General features: G+C 36.3%; 17 protein-coding genes. 8 read left to right on the top strand and 9 right to left on the bottom strand.

Annotation, left to right across the window (positions count from 1 at the left end):
* Window positions 1-655: 655 nt before the first annotated feature.
* Window positions 656-1585, bottom strand: coding sequence for a DUF7916 family protein (locus tag OOA_RS00325; RefSeq protein ID WP_008910117.1), 930 nt, complete (start codon window positions 1583-1585; stop codon window positions 656-658).
* A 271-nt stretch (window positions 1586-1856) separates the two neighbouring features.
* Here OOA_RS00325 and OOA_RS00320 point away from each other — a divergent pair, with 271 nt between their 5' ends.
* From OOA_RS00320 to efeB, 5 genes are all read left to right on the top strand, one after another.
* Window positions 1857-2414: an iron transporter gene (locus OOA_RS00320; protein WP_008910116.1), complete on the top strand. Its 558-nt coding sequence runs from the start codon at window positions 1857-1859 to the stop codon at window positions 2412-2414.
* An 83-nt stretch (window positions 2415-2497) separates the two neighbouring features.
* Window positions 2498-2836 carry a cupredoxin domain-containing protein gene (locus OOA_RS00315; protein ID WP_008910115.1) on the top strand — a complete coding sequence of 113 codons (339 nt, stop codon included), beginning with the start codon at window positions 2498-2500 and terminating at the stop codon, window positions 2834-2836.
* 8 nt (window positions 2837-2844) lie between these two features.
* The gene (locus OOA_RS00310; protein WP_008910114.1) at window positions 2845-3678 is read left to right on the top strand and encodes an FTR1 family iron permease; all 834 of its coding nucleotides are present in this window, start codon (window positions 2845-2847) and stop codon (window positions 3676-3678) included.
* Window positions 3671-4570, top strand: a complete 900-nt coding sequence (locus OOA_RS00305; protein WP_008910113.1) for an EfeM/EfeO family lipoprotein — start codon at window positions 3671-3673, stop codon at window positions 4568-4570. Before OOA_RS00310 ends, OOA_RS00305 begins: the two co-directional genes overlap by 8 nt.
* Window positions 4571-4581: 11 nt before the next feature.
* Window positions 4582-5856 carry an iron uptake transporter deferrochelatase/peroxidase subunit gene (gene efeB / locus OOA_RS00300; RefSeq protein WP_008910112.1) on the top strand — a complete coding sequence of 425 codons (1275 nt, stop codon included), beginning with the start codon at window positions 4582-4584 and terminating at the stop codon, window positions 5854-5856.
* 127 nt (window positions 5857-5983) lie between these two features.
* Here efeB and OOA_RS00295 read toward each other — a convergent pair whose 3' ends face one another.
* From OOA_RS00295 to nfsB, 4 genes are all read right to left on the bottom strand, one after another.
* The gene (locus OOA_RS00295) at window positions 5984-6721 is read right to left on the bottom strand and encodes a vWA domain-containing protein (RefSeq protein ID WP_008910111.1); all 738 of its coding nucleotides are present in this window, start codon (window positions 6719-6721) and stop codon (window positions 5984-5986) included.
* Window positions 6722-6918: 197 nt separating this feature from the next.
* Window positions 6919-7812 carry a hypothetical protein gene (locus OOA_RS00290; protein WP_008910110.1) on the bottom strand — a complete coding sequence of 298 codons (894 nt, stop codon included), beginning with the start codon at window positions 7810-7812 and terminating at the stop codon, window positions 6919-6921.
* 651 nt (window positions 7813-8463) lie between these two features.
* Complete coding sequence (locus tag OOA_RS00285) at window positions 8464-8868, bottom strand: RidA family protein (protein WP_008910109.1); 405 nt, start codon at window positions 8866-8868, stop codon at window positions 8464-8466.
* Between the two features lie 385 nt (window positions 8869-9253).
* A complete protein-coding gene (gene nfsB, locus OOA_RS00280) occupies window positions 9254-9907 on the bottom strand; it encodes an oxygen-insensitive NAD(P)H nitroreductase (RefSeq protein WP_008910108.1) in 654 nt (217 codons plus the stop codon).
* 93 nt (window positions 9908-10000) lie between these two features.
* Here nfsB and OOA_RS00275 point away from each other — a divergent pair, with 93 nt between their 5' ends.
* Window positions 10001-10372, top strand: coding sequence for a winged helix-turn-helix transcriptional regulator (locus OOA_RS00275; protein ID WP_008910107.1), 372 nt, complete (start codon window positions 10001-10003; stop codon window positions 10370-10372).
* Window position 10373: 1 nt separating this feature from the next.
* Here the strand turns inward: OOA_RS00275 and OOA_RS00270 are convergent, their stop codons facing one another.
* The 3 genes from OOA_RS00270 to OOA_RS00260 all read right to left on the bottom strand — a co-directional run bounded on the left by OOA_RS00270 (window position 10374) and on the right by OOA_RS00260 (window position 11979).
* Window positions 10374-11060: an ArsR/SmtB family transcription factor gene (locus tag OOA_RS00270; protein WP_008910106.1), complete on the bottom strand. Its 687-nt coding sequence runs from the start codon at window positions 11058-11060 to the stop codon at window positions 10374-10376.
* A 19-nt stretch (window positions 11061-11079) separates the two neighbouring features.
* Complete coding sequence (locus tag OOA_RS00265) at window positions 11080-11466, bottom strand: hypothetical protein (RefSeq protein ID WP_008910105.1); 387 nt, start codon at window positions 11464-11466, stop codon at window positions 11080-11082.
* 201 nt (window positions 11467-11667) lie between these two features.
* Window positions 11668-11979: an antibiotic biosynthesis monooxygenase family protein gene (locus OOA_RS00260; protein ID WP_008910104.1), complete on the bottom strand. Its 312-nt coding sequence runs from the start codon at window positions 11977-11979 to the stop codon at window positions 11668-11670.
* Window positions 11980-12416: 437 nt separating this feature from the next.
* Here OOA_RS00260 and OOA_RS00255 point away from each other — a divergent pair, with 437 nt between their 5' ends.
* Window positions 12417-12767 (top strand): RidA family protein, encoded by a 351-nt coding sequence (locus OOA_RS00255; RefSeq protein ID WP_008910103.1) that lies wholly within the window; start codon window positions 12417-12419, stop codon window positions 12765-12767.
* A 145-nt stretch (window positions 12768-12912) separates the two neighbouring features.
* Here the strand turns inward: OOA_RS00255 and OOA_RS00250 are convergent, their stop codons facing one another.
* A complete protein-coding gene (locus OOA_RS00250) occupies window positions 12913-13182 on the bottom strand; it encodes a YdgH/BhsA/McbA-like domain containing protein (protein WP_008910102.1) in 270 nt (89 codons plus the stop codon).
* A gap of 502 nt (window positions 13183-13684) precedes the next feature.
* Here OOA_RS00250 and OOA_RS00245 point away from each other — a divergent pair.
* A complete protein-coding gene (locus OOA_RS00245; protein WP_008910101.1) occupies window positions 13685-15334 on the top strand; it encodes an alpha-keto acid decarboxylase family protein in 1650 nt (549 codons plus the stop codon).
* The last annotated feature ends 91 nt before the right edge of the window (window positions 15335-15425 follow it).

Raw genomic sequence — 15425 nt, 5'->3', positions numbered from 1 at the left:
TTAGCCATGTAGAAAATTCTTTTTAATAATTAAAGGCCAATTTAGCCTGAGTTTCACCTAGGTGATCATAAACATATTATCATTTTAACTATAAATTGATTTAATTATTAGTTTTGTGACCTCACACAAAAAATTATTTTTATAAAAAATAATTAGTCTATATTTCTCATATTACTATAACCAATGTAAATTGGTAAATAAAATAACACCTTCAATTATTATGCGATAGAATATATCGCGGAATATTTTATATTTTATATTTTATATTTTATATTTTATAATTACGCTATCTAAATCTATTTATATATTGATACGAATAATAAAAGAAGTTCATACTACAAAGCTAATTTTGATTAATTTGTAAAAATATCTCTTCCTTTGATTCTTTTAAAAATATTCGTTTTTAATCTGCAATACCATATCTATGCTCTCATTTTTAGTACTATATTCATAAACTAGTAAGTAAATCAGATACAAGGCACATACTGCGGCATGAACTATAACGAATGAATGATATTCCCTAAATAATTCGAGTTGTCGCTAGTCAGAAAAGATACGGAACCCTAGTCATAGAAATAAATATGTGACTCGGGTTCATCAATATAGTGCTCTATTTACTGCATACACGATCGCGGGAAGTATTACGAAAAATAGATTAACGGTTTATTGAACGCGCAATTCGCGAATAAGTATGCCTCACGCCACGAATGACAATACTATAATTCAAAATATTCTCAGGCAGTGCAATTCCGTTGTATCCCGAATCACCAATATGATGTAAATCCGTTCCTGCCATTTTACACATTAAGGCAATTTGACGAATGGTTTGCAAATCAGCGCCTTCTTGTGAAGTGCCAATCGCCGTCATGGTTAATACACCTTGTGAATGGCAGTACGCTATCATTTTTTGAACAAACTCCGCAGAAATACCTGGAACAGTTCCCGGTGCTGGCAACAAAATGACATCCGCGCCGCTATCAATAAAACAACGAATGTCTGTTTCAGTAATGAGCTGTTCCGCTGCCGCATTTAATACCCCTGCAGCATGCATTTTTCCGGTGATCAAAATAACGTCTTCACCCACAACCGCTTTTAGCTCTTTTAGGCTTTGATTAATTTCTTGGTTAGTGACTCCATTCCCCGGATTTCCGGTTAAAACAATAATATCAACGCCCATTTCTTTTAGCTTAATGGCATTTTTAACCGTTGCTAAGCGCCCTTCCGATATCTGCCATTGTTTATCTTGATTTGGATTATTAAAACCTGCTGGGACTGGTTCTAAATTAACACCAATCACTCGCCCGGTTAAGTATTTTAAAGTTCGAATAATCTCTTGAGGCTCGGTACCTAAAGGAAGTCCTTGAACCACTGGATTGTCTACGTCGAAAATATTCAATAATAAAATATCTGCGCCCTGACTTGCTGCAAGTTCTGCATTTGTTACATTCATTAACACCGGTTGAATAGTTCCAATGGTTTCTGAAACCACTAATCGTCCTTCACTTCCCTTAATGGCTTCTAATAGATTTCCTTTACTTAACTGCAATATCTCAGAAGCAGCACAATCAAGATAACGTTTTTGCATACTCTATACCTTCATATCATTAATATATTCGTAAACCATGAATGATGTTTGTTCAATTCACAATGAGATAAAATAAGAAAAAATAAGATAATGTCTTTCACATAAAGATATTTTAAATAAAATAATAACAGCCCTTACCATAACTATTTTTTTAAAACTTTTCATGTATTTGGCAATAAATTAAATTTACAGCCTAAACTTTAGCTTGAATTATGGTAATAATAATGATTATCATTACTTTCTTATGATAAATAATAGTAAGGACATACCGATGAAACTCGCTTATAAAGCCGCTGTTTCGGGTTTAGCATTATTTTCAATCACTGCTTTCGCTCAAGAATACCCTTTAGGGCATCCTGTCATTAAAGATGGAATGGAAATCCAAGGTGTTTACCTTCAACCAATTACAATGGATACCGAAGAAGGACATCACGCGAAGTCACATCTTGCTGCGGATAAAGCCGATATCCACTTAGAAGCCGATATTCATGCGGTTGAAGACAACCCAAATGGTTTTGCTGAAGGTGATTGGATCCCTTACCTCACAGTTGAATACACCGTAACCAAACTCGGTGATAAGCCACAAACCCAATCTGGCACATTTATGCCAATGGTTGCCAGCGATGGTCCTCACTACGGTGAAAACATTAAATTAGATGGCAACGGTAAGTACCGAGTGACCTATAAAATTTATCCACCGTCACACAATAAACAGGCAGTGTTTGGCCGCCATATTGATAAAGAAACAGGGGTTGCACCTTGGTTTAAGCCTATTGAAGTTTCATGGGACTTTGACTATGCAGGTGTAGGTCGTAAAGGTAGTTACTAACCTACAGACCTCTAGGTTTAAGGGCTAGCCACTGTGTATAGCCCTTTTTGTTTTATTCGTGATTAATTCTTAGAGCCAATATCATGAAAATACTATTAAGCCTCGCCCTGCTAGTCTTTTCCGCGCTAATCCCGAGTGCCGTTTTTGCCGCAGAAAAATTTACTGTTGAATTAGAAATGAAAAATGGTGATTTGATCCCTCGTATTCTTGAAGTTCCTGCAAAAACCATTATTCGTATCAAGATAACTAACACAGGAACCGAACCTGCTGAATTTGAAAGCACCCAATTGCGTAAAGAAAAAGTTCTCGCTCCGGGTGCTAGCTCTGTAGTTGTAATTGCTCCCTTAAAACCGGGTAGCTATACCTTTTTTGATGATTTCCACCTTTCTCACCCCAAGGGTGAGATCATAGCAAAAGAGTAGGACAGGTTATGGGGCAAGTTCTGTTTGTTGTATGGCGTGAAAGCTTTGAAGCTTTGTTGGTTATTGGCATTATCTATGCTTGGATCAAACGCCATCCCGATGCTCGTAACGGGATGAAGTTTTTGTGGGGTGGTGTTTCTCTCGGTATTATCATTTCCATCTTATTAGCATTATTGATTTATGGTGTATTCAATGTTCTCGATGATACGGGGCAGTCACTATTTATGATCTTTATGGAGGTACTAGCCTGTATTTTGATCGTACAAATGGTGTATTGGATGAACAAACATGGCAGTGCCATGAAATCTGAGATTGAGTCAGGTATTAATCGTAATGCTCAGCATCATAACTGGTGGGGAGCGGCACTGATTATCGCGATTGCCATTGCTCGTGAAGGAAGTGAAATTGTGGTCTTTCTATCGAGTTTTATCATGTCACTGACTTCTGCAAATGCGACTGATTTCTTTATTGAAGTAGCAGCAGGTATTTTAATTGCCGCGCTGACTTTATATGCCTTCTTGCTAACTAACCGCTTCGTTTCATGGAAAATATTCTTCAAGGTTACTGGTATCATTTTGCTGTTTCTCGCCTTGTCGCTACTACTCAAAGGGGTTGAAGAAAGCGCAAACTTATTGATTGAATATGATTATTCTATTCCTGAGTTTCTCATCTACCCAGCATGGGATACCTCCGCATTATTAGATGATTCCAATATCGCTGGGAATTTTATCTCATCTTTCTTTGCCTATCGTTCTCAGCCTATTTGGTTAAGCATCATTACGTTTGTGATTTATTGGGTTGTAGTTATCACTCTGTTTTCACGGAGTAAAAAACATGCGTAGTTCACTAAGCCACCGCATCAGCTTACTGTGTAGCTTATTTTTACTCGCAGCGATACCTTTCAGTGTTTCGGCTAAAGCCTTACGATCCCCTGTACAAACAGGGGATGATATTATTATTGCCAAAGGTGATATTCCCACACCTAAGAAATATCAAAATGCGATCAACGCTTACTTAGACTTCACCCAAGTTGAATTGAGTGAAGTGATCTCTCAATTGAAAATATTGAAAAATAGCTTAACAAGAGATGATCTCAACGCCGCAAAACAAGCCTATATTCAGGCTCATCAACATTACGAAGCTATTCGTCCGATCATGATGTTATTTGGTAATACCGACCGCATTCTTAATGCAAGAGCAGACTATTTTCTCGAAGGTGAGAAAGATTACCGTTTTACCGGTTTTCATCTAGTGGAATATCAGTTATTTGACCGAAAAGACACCAAAACTGCTCTCATTGCGGCTGATGAACTATTGATGAAAGTGCAGGATCTCCACAATCGTGTCGCCACTGAACACATTGAAATTCCAAAACTAGTTCAAGCCTCGGCAGATTTTATTGAAATGATCCTTGAAACAAAATTAGCTGGAAAAGAGAATGTTTATAGCCAATCGGATATAGCCGATATCGCCGCTAACTTACGTGGTTCTGAAGAAGTCATCCGCGTCATCAAGCCATTTATTGATCCGAATGCACTTAAGCGAATTCAACAAAACTATCAGCTAGCCAATAGTATTATTCAGTCTTACCAATCAAAATCTGATTATTTTCAGCCATACAGTCAATTCAGTAAGAAAGACAAAATGGCGTTGTATTCTGTGCTAACTCAACAAGCCGAAAACCTTGCATTGCTCAGATACCAGCTAAGTATCGATGTGTATTATAAATATTGAGGCAACAAGCCATGAAGGCAAAATTACAAACTCGTTCTACGCCATTGAGCTTTTCGCGGCGAAATGCATTAAAAACATTAGCTATTGGTAGTTTGGTTGCCGCTGCACCAACTCTTGCAGCCAATACTCGCCAAAATGATTGCCAACTATTTTATGGTAATACCATTGATTTTGAAGGTATACATCAAGCCGGTGTTTTAACACCAGAGCAAAAAAATGCCTCCTTTATTGCCTTTAATGTCACGGCAGAATCGCTCGATAAACTGCAAAAATTGTTTGAAATTCTCACAAAGCGCATTGCCTACCTCACACAATTTCAGAACGCACCAAAAATACCAAACGATAGAATGCCTCCCGCTGAATCAGGTATTTTAGGTACACATATCCAACCCGACTCGCTGACGATCACTGTTTCGCTTGGAGATAGCTTGTTTGACTCTCGATTTGGTTTAGATAAAGTCAAACCACATTACCTGGTTGAAATGACCAGCTTCCCAAATGATCGATTAGAACAAGAGTGGTGCGGTGGAGACATCACGCTGCAAATCTGCGCCAATAGTCAAGAGAGTGTTATTTACGCATTGCGTGACCTTTTGCGTCATTCTGCACCCTTTATGTTTCCACTTTGGAAAATAGATGGTTTTTTACCTTCGCGTGATATTGATCAACGCTCAACACCCATAAATTTATTTGGTTTTAAAGATGGTACAGGCAATGCTCCGATCAATGATAAACAATTAATGGATGAGCTAATTTGGATAAATGAGGGAAGCAAAGAGCCAGAATGGTGTTCAGGTGGCACTTATCAAGCAGTACGCCTTATTCGTTTTAATCTTGAATTTTGGGATAGAACTCCCCTTGAAGATCAGGAAAATGATTTTGGCCGCCATAAAGAAACTGGCGCACCTATTGGCATGAAACAAGAACATGACGACCCTGAATTTGCTAAAGATCCTCACGGTGATCGAGTATTATTTGATTCTCACATGCGTCGTGCGGAGCCTCGTAATCCAGAGCGTTATACGGCAAAATTAAGACGACGTAGTTATAGTTACTCATTAGGTTTAACACCAAATGGCGCGCTAGATATGGGGCTGATATTTGTTTCATACCAAAAAAATCTCAAAACAGGTTTTATTGATACCCAAAAACGCCTTAATGGTGAACCTCTTGAACGCTACATTAAACCCTTTGGCGGTGGATACTATTTTGTATTGCCGGGAGTACAAACTACACAAAACTATTTAGCGCAAGGCATGTTTGATGCGCTGAAAAATACTCGGTAATATTGAAAACTTAATTTTTTATAATGACAAAAATAATCAAGATGCCTTAAATTAATGGCATCTTGATATATAACGGGAAATTCCAATATTGATGGACGTCACGCCCTTAAGGAGTAAGTGTGCAACACTATTTTTTAGTGCGTTCTACTGCATCAGCTTCAACTTCTTGTTTCCAACTCTCGGATATTGGTGACATACTTTTCTTAGATTCTACCGCGTTATTGACTGCTTTGTAGGCTTTATCATAACCTGATTTATCTTGTACATAACCCGTTGCTTTTGAAGAGCTGATACCAATATTATCCGCGGCTGTAACCGCATCGATATTAGCTCCAAGGAAAATAAAGTCCCATTTATCTTCTGTTTCCGCAGATTTAATCATCGATTTAATTTTAGCTTGGCTATATTCACGACTGCTATTTTCTTCGCCATCCGTGATAATGACAAATAGAACATTATTATTCTTGGTTATTTTTCTATTTTGTTGCATTTTAATAATGGTGTTACCAACTGCATCTAACAGAGCTGTATTACCGCCAACTTGGTAATCATCTAATGTTAAATTGGATACTTTGTGAATTGGCTCTCTATTGTGAAGAACAGATGTTTTATTATTAAATAAAACTGTTGTAATAAACACATTAGCTTTTTTATCCCGATTTTCGGTTAGCACACTATTAAAACCACCAATAGTATCTGATTCAAAACCTGACATTGAGCCACTTTTATCTAAAACAAATACTAAATCTAACATTTCAGGTTGTTGACCATTTGTTATCACTGATTGACTATTTGCTACCAAAGAAAATAAAAATAATATTGAAGTAATTGCAAAAGCTAAAAAATATTTTAACATTGTATTCATTTTGGTTATTCCTATATAAAATACAATTCAATTTAATGTGATTATAGTAAATTAATATAATCATCATCCTTTTATTAATTTTATTTTAAATAAGATTACTCTGGTTAGCTTATAGGGATACTCTTAATTTTATATGGTGATTATACATACAATAAAGGCCACAATATTAGTGGCCTTTGCGAAAAACGACATTTTAATTATCTAGTCCAAATACCATAAGTACGTAAATCACTCGTTCTATTAACGAAATCATTATACTCTTCATTTTGCGAAACAGGCGTAGTCGCGGCATTCTTGGTGTGCACTGTAACCAAATCAATGCTTAGCTTATGGAATTGTTTTTCCAATTTATCTTGAATATCAGTATCGTTAGTGTCTTGAAATTGCTTGAGTAAACCCAATACTTCTTCCGCTGTTGCTTGAACTTCAGGATTAGTAAAGTTCGCAGTTGGAAGATCATAACTAAAGGTCATATTGATTGTATCTTTAGTTTCATCGCCAGGCGAAACAGGTGCGAGATTTTCATCGTATTCTTTAGAGATGTATTGTACTAGCTCTGTTTTATCAAAGCATTTAGTCGCAATATTACCATTTGAATTACGATCATTGATGACCACTGTTTCAGGGAATGGCTCACCAAGTTGATAGCTGCATTTAAATAAATTCCCATCAATAACAGGCGCATTTGCACTTCTTACTGCCATTTCTATTTCATGGCCATTTATCGTGACTTTATAAGTGGTCGGATTAAAACGCGCAGCTTGTCCTTCAACGGCATACGCTTCTGATACCGTATAATAAACATTGTTATCCGGGTTAAGGATACCACCATTATTATTATCAAAAACCATAAAGGAAAAAGTATCACCTTGGCTATTTTCTAATTTATGTACGCCCGGTGAAAGCTTAATAATATCCCTATGTCCAGGCAAAGCTTCATAATCTTTACCATCTACTTTAAACGAAATATTACTTGTTGTTGGATTGCTGTAATAAAATTCGCCTTTATTACTTGTAGGATCTAAGCTATCACATGCAGAAATAGTAAGCACAGCGATACCAAGTAAACCAAGTTTTAATGTTGTCTTCATTAGATAATCTTCTTAATTACAATTTTGTTGAATATTAGCAATTATTACATGCTTAATGTTAATAATATTAACATATGAATCACAGAAGCATTATCCAAATTAAACCAAATATTTTACCCTTCAATCCTTTAATTTCTGATATTAACATTAAAAAATCATTCTATCTAAGGTGAATTATTAAATGACATATCGCACATAAACACCCATAACATTGAAATAAAATATTTTTTTATTTACTTAGTTCTCTGAATAAAAACGGATTACTAAATAGATAAGAATAGTCTTATTTATCAATCATGTTAGCCTAAACTATATTAGTTATATACTTGCTAAAGTTCGAGTTAAATGATTATTGATTGGATTCATCGAGAAAAGATCACTGAAATTTAGGTTTAGTTAAATCGATTAAACAAGATAAAAGGCTTATCTATTAATTAATTCCATATTGAATCACTTCTTACAATTTCTATTTTTCGGCAAACGTCTTGCAGTTCTGCTAACTCTATTTTAATAACACACAAAGAAAGCATTTAGCATTGGGTTATTTATCAATACCCATAATAATACCATGGATTAATCCGTATTCATTTCACGTCAAGACACATAGCAAATGACAATATGTATCTCGACGGAACAATATTAACAATTTAATTAATCTAGGATAGCATGAGCCTCAATTTCAATTAACCATTCAGGCAATGATAATCCAGTAACAATAATCCATGACGACGCGGGAGGAGCCGAAGTAAATTTCTCCTGTAATGCTTTAGCGATATCCATTTGTTCTTCATGACTATCAAAACCTTGTTTGATATAGATCCGTAGCATGACAACATCATCAAGTGTACCGTTAACATCCTTTAGGACATGTTCAATATTCCTTATTGATTGAACCGTTTGTTCATACATACCACCAGCGACGGTTTGTTGATTAGCATCAACCCCTACTTGCCCCGATAAAAAAAGCTGGCGAGTACCCTTGGTTTCAATAGCTTGGCTAAAGCCGTATTGCAATGAATTAAATACAGATGACGGATTAATTGATTTTTTTGACATGTTATTCCATTTAAAGTAATAAAACATCTGGATTAGTAAAGAAAAAGACTCTATACAATTAAAATTAAAAGATTAACGCATAAGTAGTCATAAATGATTTTACTTCAATATCTTATTAAATTAATTATTTTTTAGCTATATAGAACTGTTAATCGCAAATCTGACCTAATAAAAAACAAACATAATACTTAAGTTAAAATCATGATATTAGATAATACGCTTTGATACTTATCATTTCTATTTGGTCATTTCGAGAAGCGAAGCTATTTGATGGGCATAAATAACGATATAAGTAGGCGGGCATGATCTCATTTTAGTCTAGGCTGCTTGATAGCAGCCTATGAATATTAATCGAATTATGTTCTTACATTCAATATAAATTCAATTAAATAACAGTAATGATTTGTTCTTCAGGTAAACGAGATTTCGTTAATTCTGCATTAAAATCATCGGCTGAATGGTATCCCAATGGCACCATTGCGATAGGAACTAGGCCTTTTTCTGTTAATGAAAACTCTTTATCAAGAACCGCAAAATCCATTCCTTCCATAGGAACAGCATCAACACCTAATGCAGCGGCACCTAATAAGAAACTCCCTAAATTGATAAAGGTTTGCTTTTCTAGCCACAGCGGTAAATCTTGCAGATTATCTTTATGGAAATTCACAAAGAAATCTCTCGCACCTTCCATCATTTGTTTATGTTCTGGTAATGCATAACGCCCATCTGATGCTTCATGCTCAAGAATATTATCCATATAATTTCTATCAACACTTGTTTTACTACAGAACAGAACAACATGTGATGCATTGAGGATTTTTGGCGTATTAAATTGATAATCAACTTCAGTTGATTTAGCCAGTTGTTGCTTACCTTCTTTAGTTTCTGCAATGATAAAATGCCAAGGCTGAATATTCACACTTGATGGGCTATATCTGAGTAGCTGCTTAATTTTTTCAAAAACGTCAGGAGAGATGGTTTTTGTTGGATCAAACGATTTTGTTGCATAACGTTTCATTGCGACATCAATGATTGGCATAACTTTATCCTATTAATAACAGCTGGAAAGTTGTTATGATAACCAATGCTATCATTTAAACAAGTACGTACATTTTTGGTACATAGGTACATAATGGATACTGTAAAAAAACCACGTTTTACATCTTATGAATATGAAGCTTGCCCTGTCGAAGCCTCATTAGAACTAATTGGTGGAAAAGGTAAAGGAATGATCCTTTATCATCTAACAAATGGTACATTACGATTTAATGAAATAAAGCGACACTTACTCTTTATTACACCCCGAATGTTAACTAAACAATTACGCGAATTAGAATCTGTGGGGCTAATTAATCGAAAAGTATTCCCTGAAGTCCCGCCAAAGGTTGAATATAGTTTAACTGAAAAAGGTCAATCCCTAAAACCTATACTTTTATTACTTAAAAGTTGGGGAGAACAGCATGCCCTCCCAGTTTTAATAAACCAATATTCTAATAATGAATAACTTAATCAAAATGAAAATGGTCTTTAAAGGCATGGTAACCTTTCGGGTTAATTGTGACTTCTCGATAGCCAACATGCTTTGTCAACCAACCTTTAGACTCACAGTGTGTAAACAATGCAGCTCCAATATAGCCGCCTAAGTGAGAACGTCTTTCACTCCAATCCAAGCAGGCACAACACACTTTTCGTGAACTTTTTGGTTGAGCATCAATTCCCATCAAGCGAAAATGTTCAATGCCCGCGAGTGTAATCATGCCACCATCAGCGGTTATCCACTGCTCGCGAAAAAGGAAATCATAAATTTTAACGGCAACTTCACCTGCTAAATGGTCATAACAAGTCCGCGCCTTTCTCAAATGGGGCGGCGTTGATATTTTAGCGCTGCTAAAATTGTTAGACGTTATCCCCATCATAGCTTCAATGAGCTCTGCAACTTCTTTGCCCGCTAATCGAAAATAACGGTGCTTTCCTTGCGCTATAACTGTAATTAATTGGCTGACAACTAATTTGGATAAATGGCTACTTGTGGTTGATGCTGAAATCTCTGCGGCAATACTTAGCTCTGTCGCCGTCCATGCTCGTCCATCCATCAAAGCACACAGTATTTTTACTCGGGAAGCATCGGACATAGCCGCTCCCACAGCGGCTATAGCGGATTCAAAAGTGATATTCTGTGTTATTTCATCCATTAATTGTGCCTTCGCGCTCTTATTGAGCTGCCCATGGAAGCGTGATAGATGCCGCCATCGTATCATTATCTGTTATCAATATCAGTCGATTCGCATGATCGCTATACTGCACTAAAATATTGATGCCATTATCAGCGAGAACCTGAGCTATCTCGCCCAATTCGCCGGGCTTTTCTTGTTTTAACTTACGGGTTACGGGTTCACGAATAGCCAGAACAATCAACCCTGCTTGCTCAAGAACTATTTTAGCTTTATTTCCATCTTCAACTAAAAAATGAGCATGACACTCTTCACCAACCGTAAATATGCCTCCGCCTTCTAGCCCAACCTTATTTATTCCTAATGTTTTTCCAAGTAACGCCAATTGGCCTGGATTATTTTTTAAAATCACATGAACATCAAACATATTTATTCCTAATGTTTTTCCGAGTAACGCTAATTGGTCTAGATTATTTTTTAAAATCACATGAACACCAAACATATACTCTAAATAATTCGATTTGCAGGTAGGCGACAAGTGAAGATAGGTGGGGAGCATAGATAACTATGTGACTCGACTAGCTGAGCACGGTCAACACCCTTGCAAATTGTAGTATGACGAGTATGGCTATTTATCTTTAGTAAATGAATATTCACGCACCATATTCACGATGCTAATCTTATAGAAAGAAAAAATAGATTTTCTACCTTCCTGTTGGGCTTCTGCATGCAAAACATTTCGCTTCCATTCAAGTACAGCCTCCTCATTTTCCCACCAAGATAATGACAGTAGTTTTTCTTCATCGCTTAAACTTTTAAAACGCTCAATGCTGATAAATCCTGAGATATCGGTTAATAAAGGCTTAAGATCCGCAGCTAAAGCTAAATAGCGAGCTTGCTGATTAGGGTGTAACTTTGCTTCAAAAATAACGGCAATCATATGTCCTCCTTTCCAAGTATTGAAATAGAGTAATATTTAGAAAAAATAACACTTCGATGAGTATCGAAATGTCACGGACGACGGCAATAAAATTACGCACGCAAAATTAAATTAACAACTGCGTATCAATATAAGGATTGATATTGGTCATGACCGATTTGCCTTACTCAATAATTTAATCGACGCATTAGAAAATATTATAAAAAACCACCTTAAATTAGTATTATTAAAAATGCGTAATTTTGGTGCCATTTGTAACTATCTACACCAAAAAAGACATCTCTTTTAGGTAAAACAGAATATAAAAACCTCTGGTTAAACATTAAACATAGAAGTTTAGGTTTCACATTAGCGGCTGGTAGTGCTGTAATACTGAGCCAATTAATATCAGGCAATGTTCTCCCATTTCTTTAACCGGATTAACGAGGTAGTACATCATGATTAAACGCAATAACCCAAAACCACGCTTATCAGATAGCGTTGAATATGCAGGCTTAGTCTACCTATCAGGTCAAGTACCGACTGATTTAACAGGTGATATTACCGCACAAACTCATGAAGTTCTTGCAAAAATTGATGCGCTATTAGCCAATAGCAACAGCGATAAAACTCGCATTTTGTCTGCACAAGTCTGGATCAAAAATATGGGTCGCGATTTTGCTGCGTTTAATGTTGTTTGGGAATCTTGGATGCCAGCAGAAAATAGCCCTGCTCGTGCAGCTGTTGAAGCTAATATGGCGGGTGATCAAATACTCGTTGAAGTCATGGTCACTGCGGTACAAGGCTAATTGATAAATATTTGAGCTAAAAAGAGTTGGTAGGCTCATACATCTACACGCAAAAAACGCCTGTTAATACAAGGCGTTTTCTATTTTAATTAGCTTAGTCCACTAATGATAGGTGCACATTCGATTTAAAAGTAAGCCTTAGAGATTACTTGTTATATAAACTCGCGGTTACAGATACATCGTTACCAGTGCCTTCAGATGCTACAGACGTGATAATAAAATACTCAGCACCTTGCTCATCGGCTTTTTGTGAAATAGCCTTCACATAATCCGCCGCTACACCATCATTTATCACTACGTTAACTGTACCTGCTGGTTTCAAATCGAGTGATTGGGTGTAGGTAATTTCAGTTGCTGCAAATGCCAATGGACTTAACAACGCTAAAGAAAAAATTGCTGCCTTTAATTTATTCATATAAGTACCACCTCATTGATAAAATTTATTTACGCCTATCTAATTACATACTAATCAGTGAATGGGATATCGTCAACCACAAGGCCCTATAATTAATTTATTCTTTTATCGATTGAAAACTTTAATTTTCTAATAAAAAATTGATGATTAACAACCAACTTTATATTTATATAGTATTGATCACATATTAATTAAATAGATCTGGGTTGCTGATTAAAATAGATAATAAGTTTTATTAAATCCTCATTCAATGATGTGCTATTGCTTAATTTTAAGCATTCTTATCTTGAAAATTCCCGAGCGTTACAATAATGGTTTTGGTGCTAATTTTGAGTTTCACAAATATAATAGCCTCTATGTAAAGGCCAATAATTTATCAGTAACTATTAATTAACGTGCTAATAATTATAGATTATTTAACCTAAACTGAGATTAGCGGTAATAGTGATAAACGTCAGTCTATTATTCCATTCGCAATCTTTAACATATTCAGGAGATGATAATGGCCAAAACAGTTATCCAGCATGTTCTGACACGCTTAGTCGAATTAGGAATTAGAGATGTTTTTGGCGTAGCAGGAGATTACGCATTTCCAATCAATGATGCCGTCTGTGAGAATACACACCTACGTTGGATTGGTAACTGCAATGAACTTAATGCTGGTTATGCCGCTGATGGTTACGCGCGAATAAAAGGCATTTCAGCGCTAGCAACAACATTTGGCGTGGGTGAATTAAGTGCTCTGAATGCGATTGCAGGTGCCTACGCCGAACATGTCCCTATTTTTCATTTAGTCGGTATGCCCCCCAGTAGAGTACAAAGAAATCGAACAATCGCCCATCATACTTTAGGAAATGGTGACTTTGATGTCTTTTATAAAATAAGCCAACATCTCAGCTGTGCTCATTCCATTCTCACCCCCGAAAACTGTATTACTGAACTCGAAAGATTAATTAATTCGGCTCTATTTGAACGTAGACCAGTTTATATTGGCATACCATCAGATTATGCATTAATGCCCATAAAAATAAGTGAAAGCTTTACTACTAACGATGAATCTAAAAGTAATAATAACGCATTAACAGAAGCTATTACGGCTATTTTAAATAAGCTATCGAGTAGCAAAAAAGCCTGTGTTATCGCGGGTATTTTAACTGCACGCTTTGGACTTACTGCCACCGTTCAGTCCATTATTGATAAAGCAAACTTGCCTTATGCCACCACGCTGATAGATAAAAGCGTCTTAAGTGAATCAAATCCTAATTATATAGGGATTTATAATGGCACTATGATGAATTTACAGGTAAATGAATTTATTAGAAACTGTGATTGTATCATGGGGATAGGCGCCGTATTCTCTGACTTTAGTTCAGGCTGTTTTACTGTATCTATCCCCCCAGAAAACTACATATCTATTATGCCTAACCATGTCAAAGTAGGATCAGCTGTCTATTCAAATGTGTCTATGCAAGACGTTCTATCCGAACTAAAACAGCAGGTTCCAACACTGAATTATCACGGTTTAAAAGCACAAGGATTAGGCCCGCTATTCCCAAGTCAAAACGGCAAGATTACGGCTGAATACCTCTACCCTCGGTTTGAAAAAATGTTTACGGAAAATGATATTATCGTTACCGACACAGGGGCGTCATCAATGGGTTTGTTCTTTGCATTATTGCCTAAAAATGCACAGTTCCATAACCAAACTTTATGGTCATCGATTGGATGGTCAACACCTGCTGCCTTCGGAGCTGCTTTAGCAGCACCTCATCGTCGTATTATATTGATAACTGGAGAAGGTTCACATCAGCTAACTGCCCAAGAAGTTAGCCAATTTGCTCGCTTTGGCCTAAAACCGATTATTTTTATAATTAATAATGAGGGATACTTAATTGAACGCCTATTATGCAAAGATCCAGAAGCTTATTACAATGATATTCCGCAATGGAATTATACCCAACTACCGAGTGCGCTAGGCTGTGAGGATTGGTATTGCCAAAAAGTCACCCGCTGTGATGAATTAGACTCTGCAATAAAAGTCGCCGAATCAAAAAATGTTGCATCCTATATCGAAATAGTCACGGATAAATATGCGTCACCCGAATTCGCGAGAAAATTACAATATTTACTCAATGCCGCATATTCATCTTAATATTATCGTTATACGAGATTGGCAGCACGAGATACTCAATCACAGGTAAAGCCGCCTATCTTTTTATCGATATAGAGAAAAATAATTAGAA

This window comes from Providencia burhodogranariea DSM 19968 (assembly GCF_000314855.2).
GTDB classification, from domain to species: Bacteria; Pseudomonadota; Gammaproteobacteria; order Enterobacterales; family Enterobacteriaceae; genus Providencia; species Providencia burhodogranariea.
This window is presented reverse-complemented; position numbering and strand designations above follow the sequence as displayed.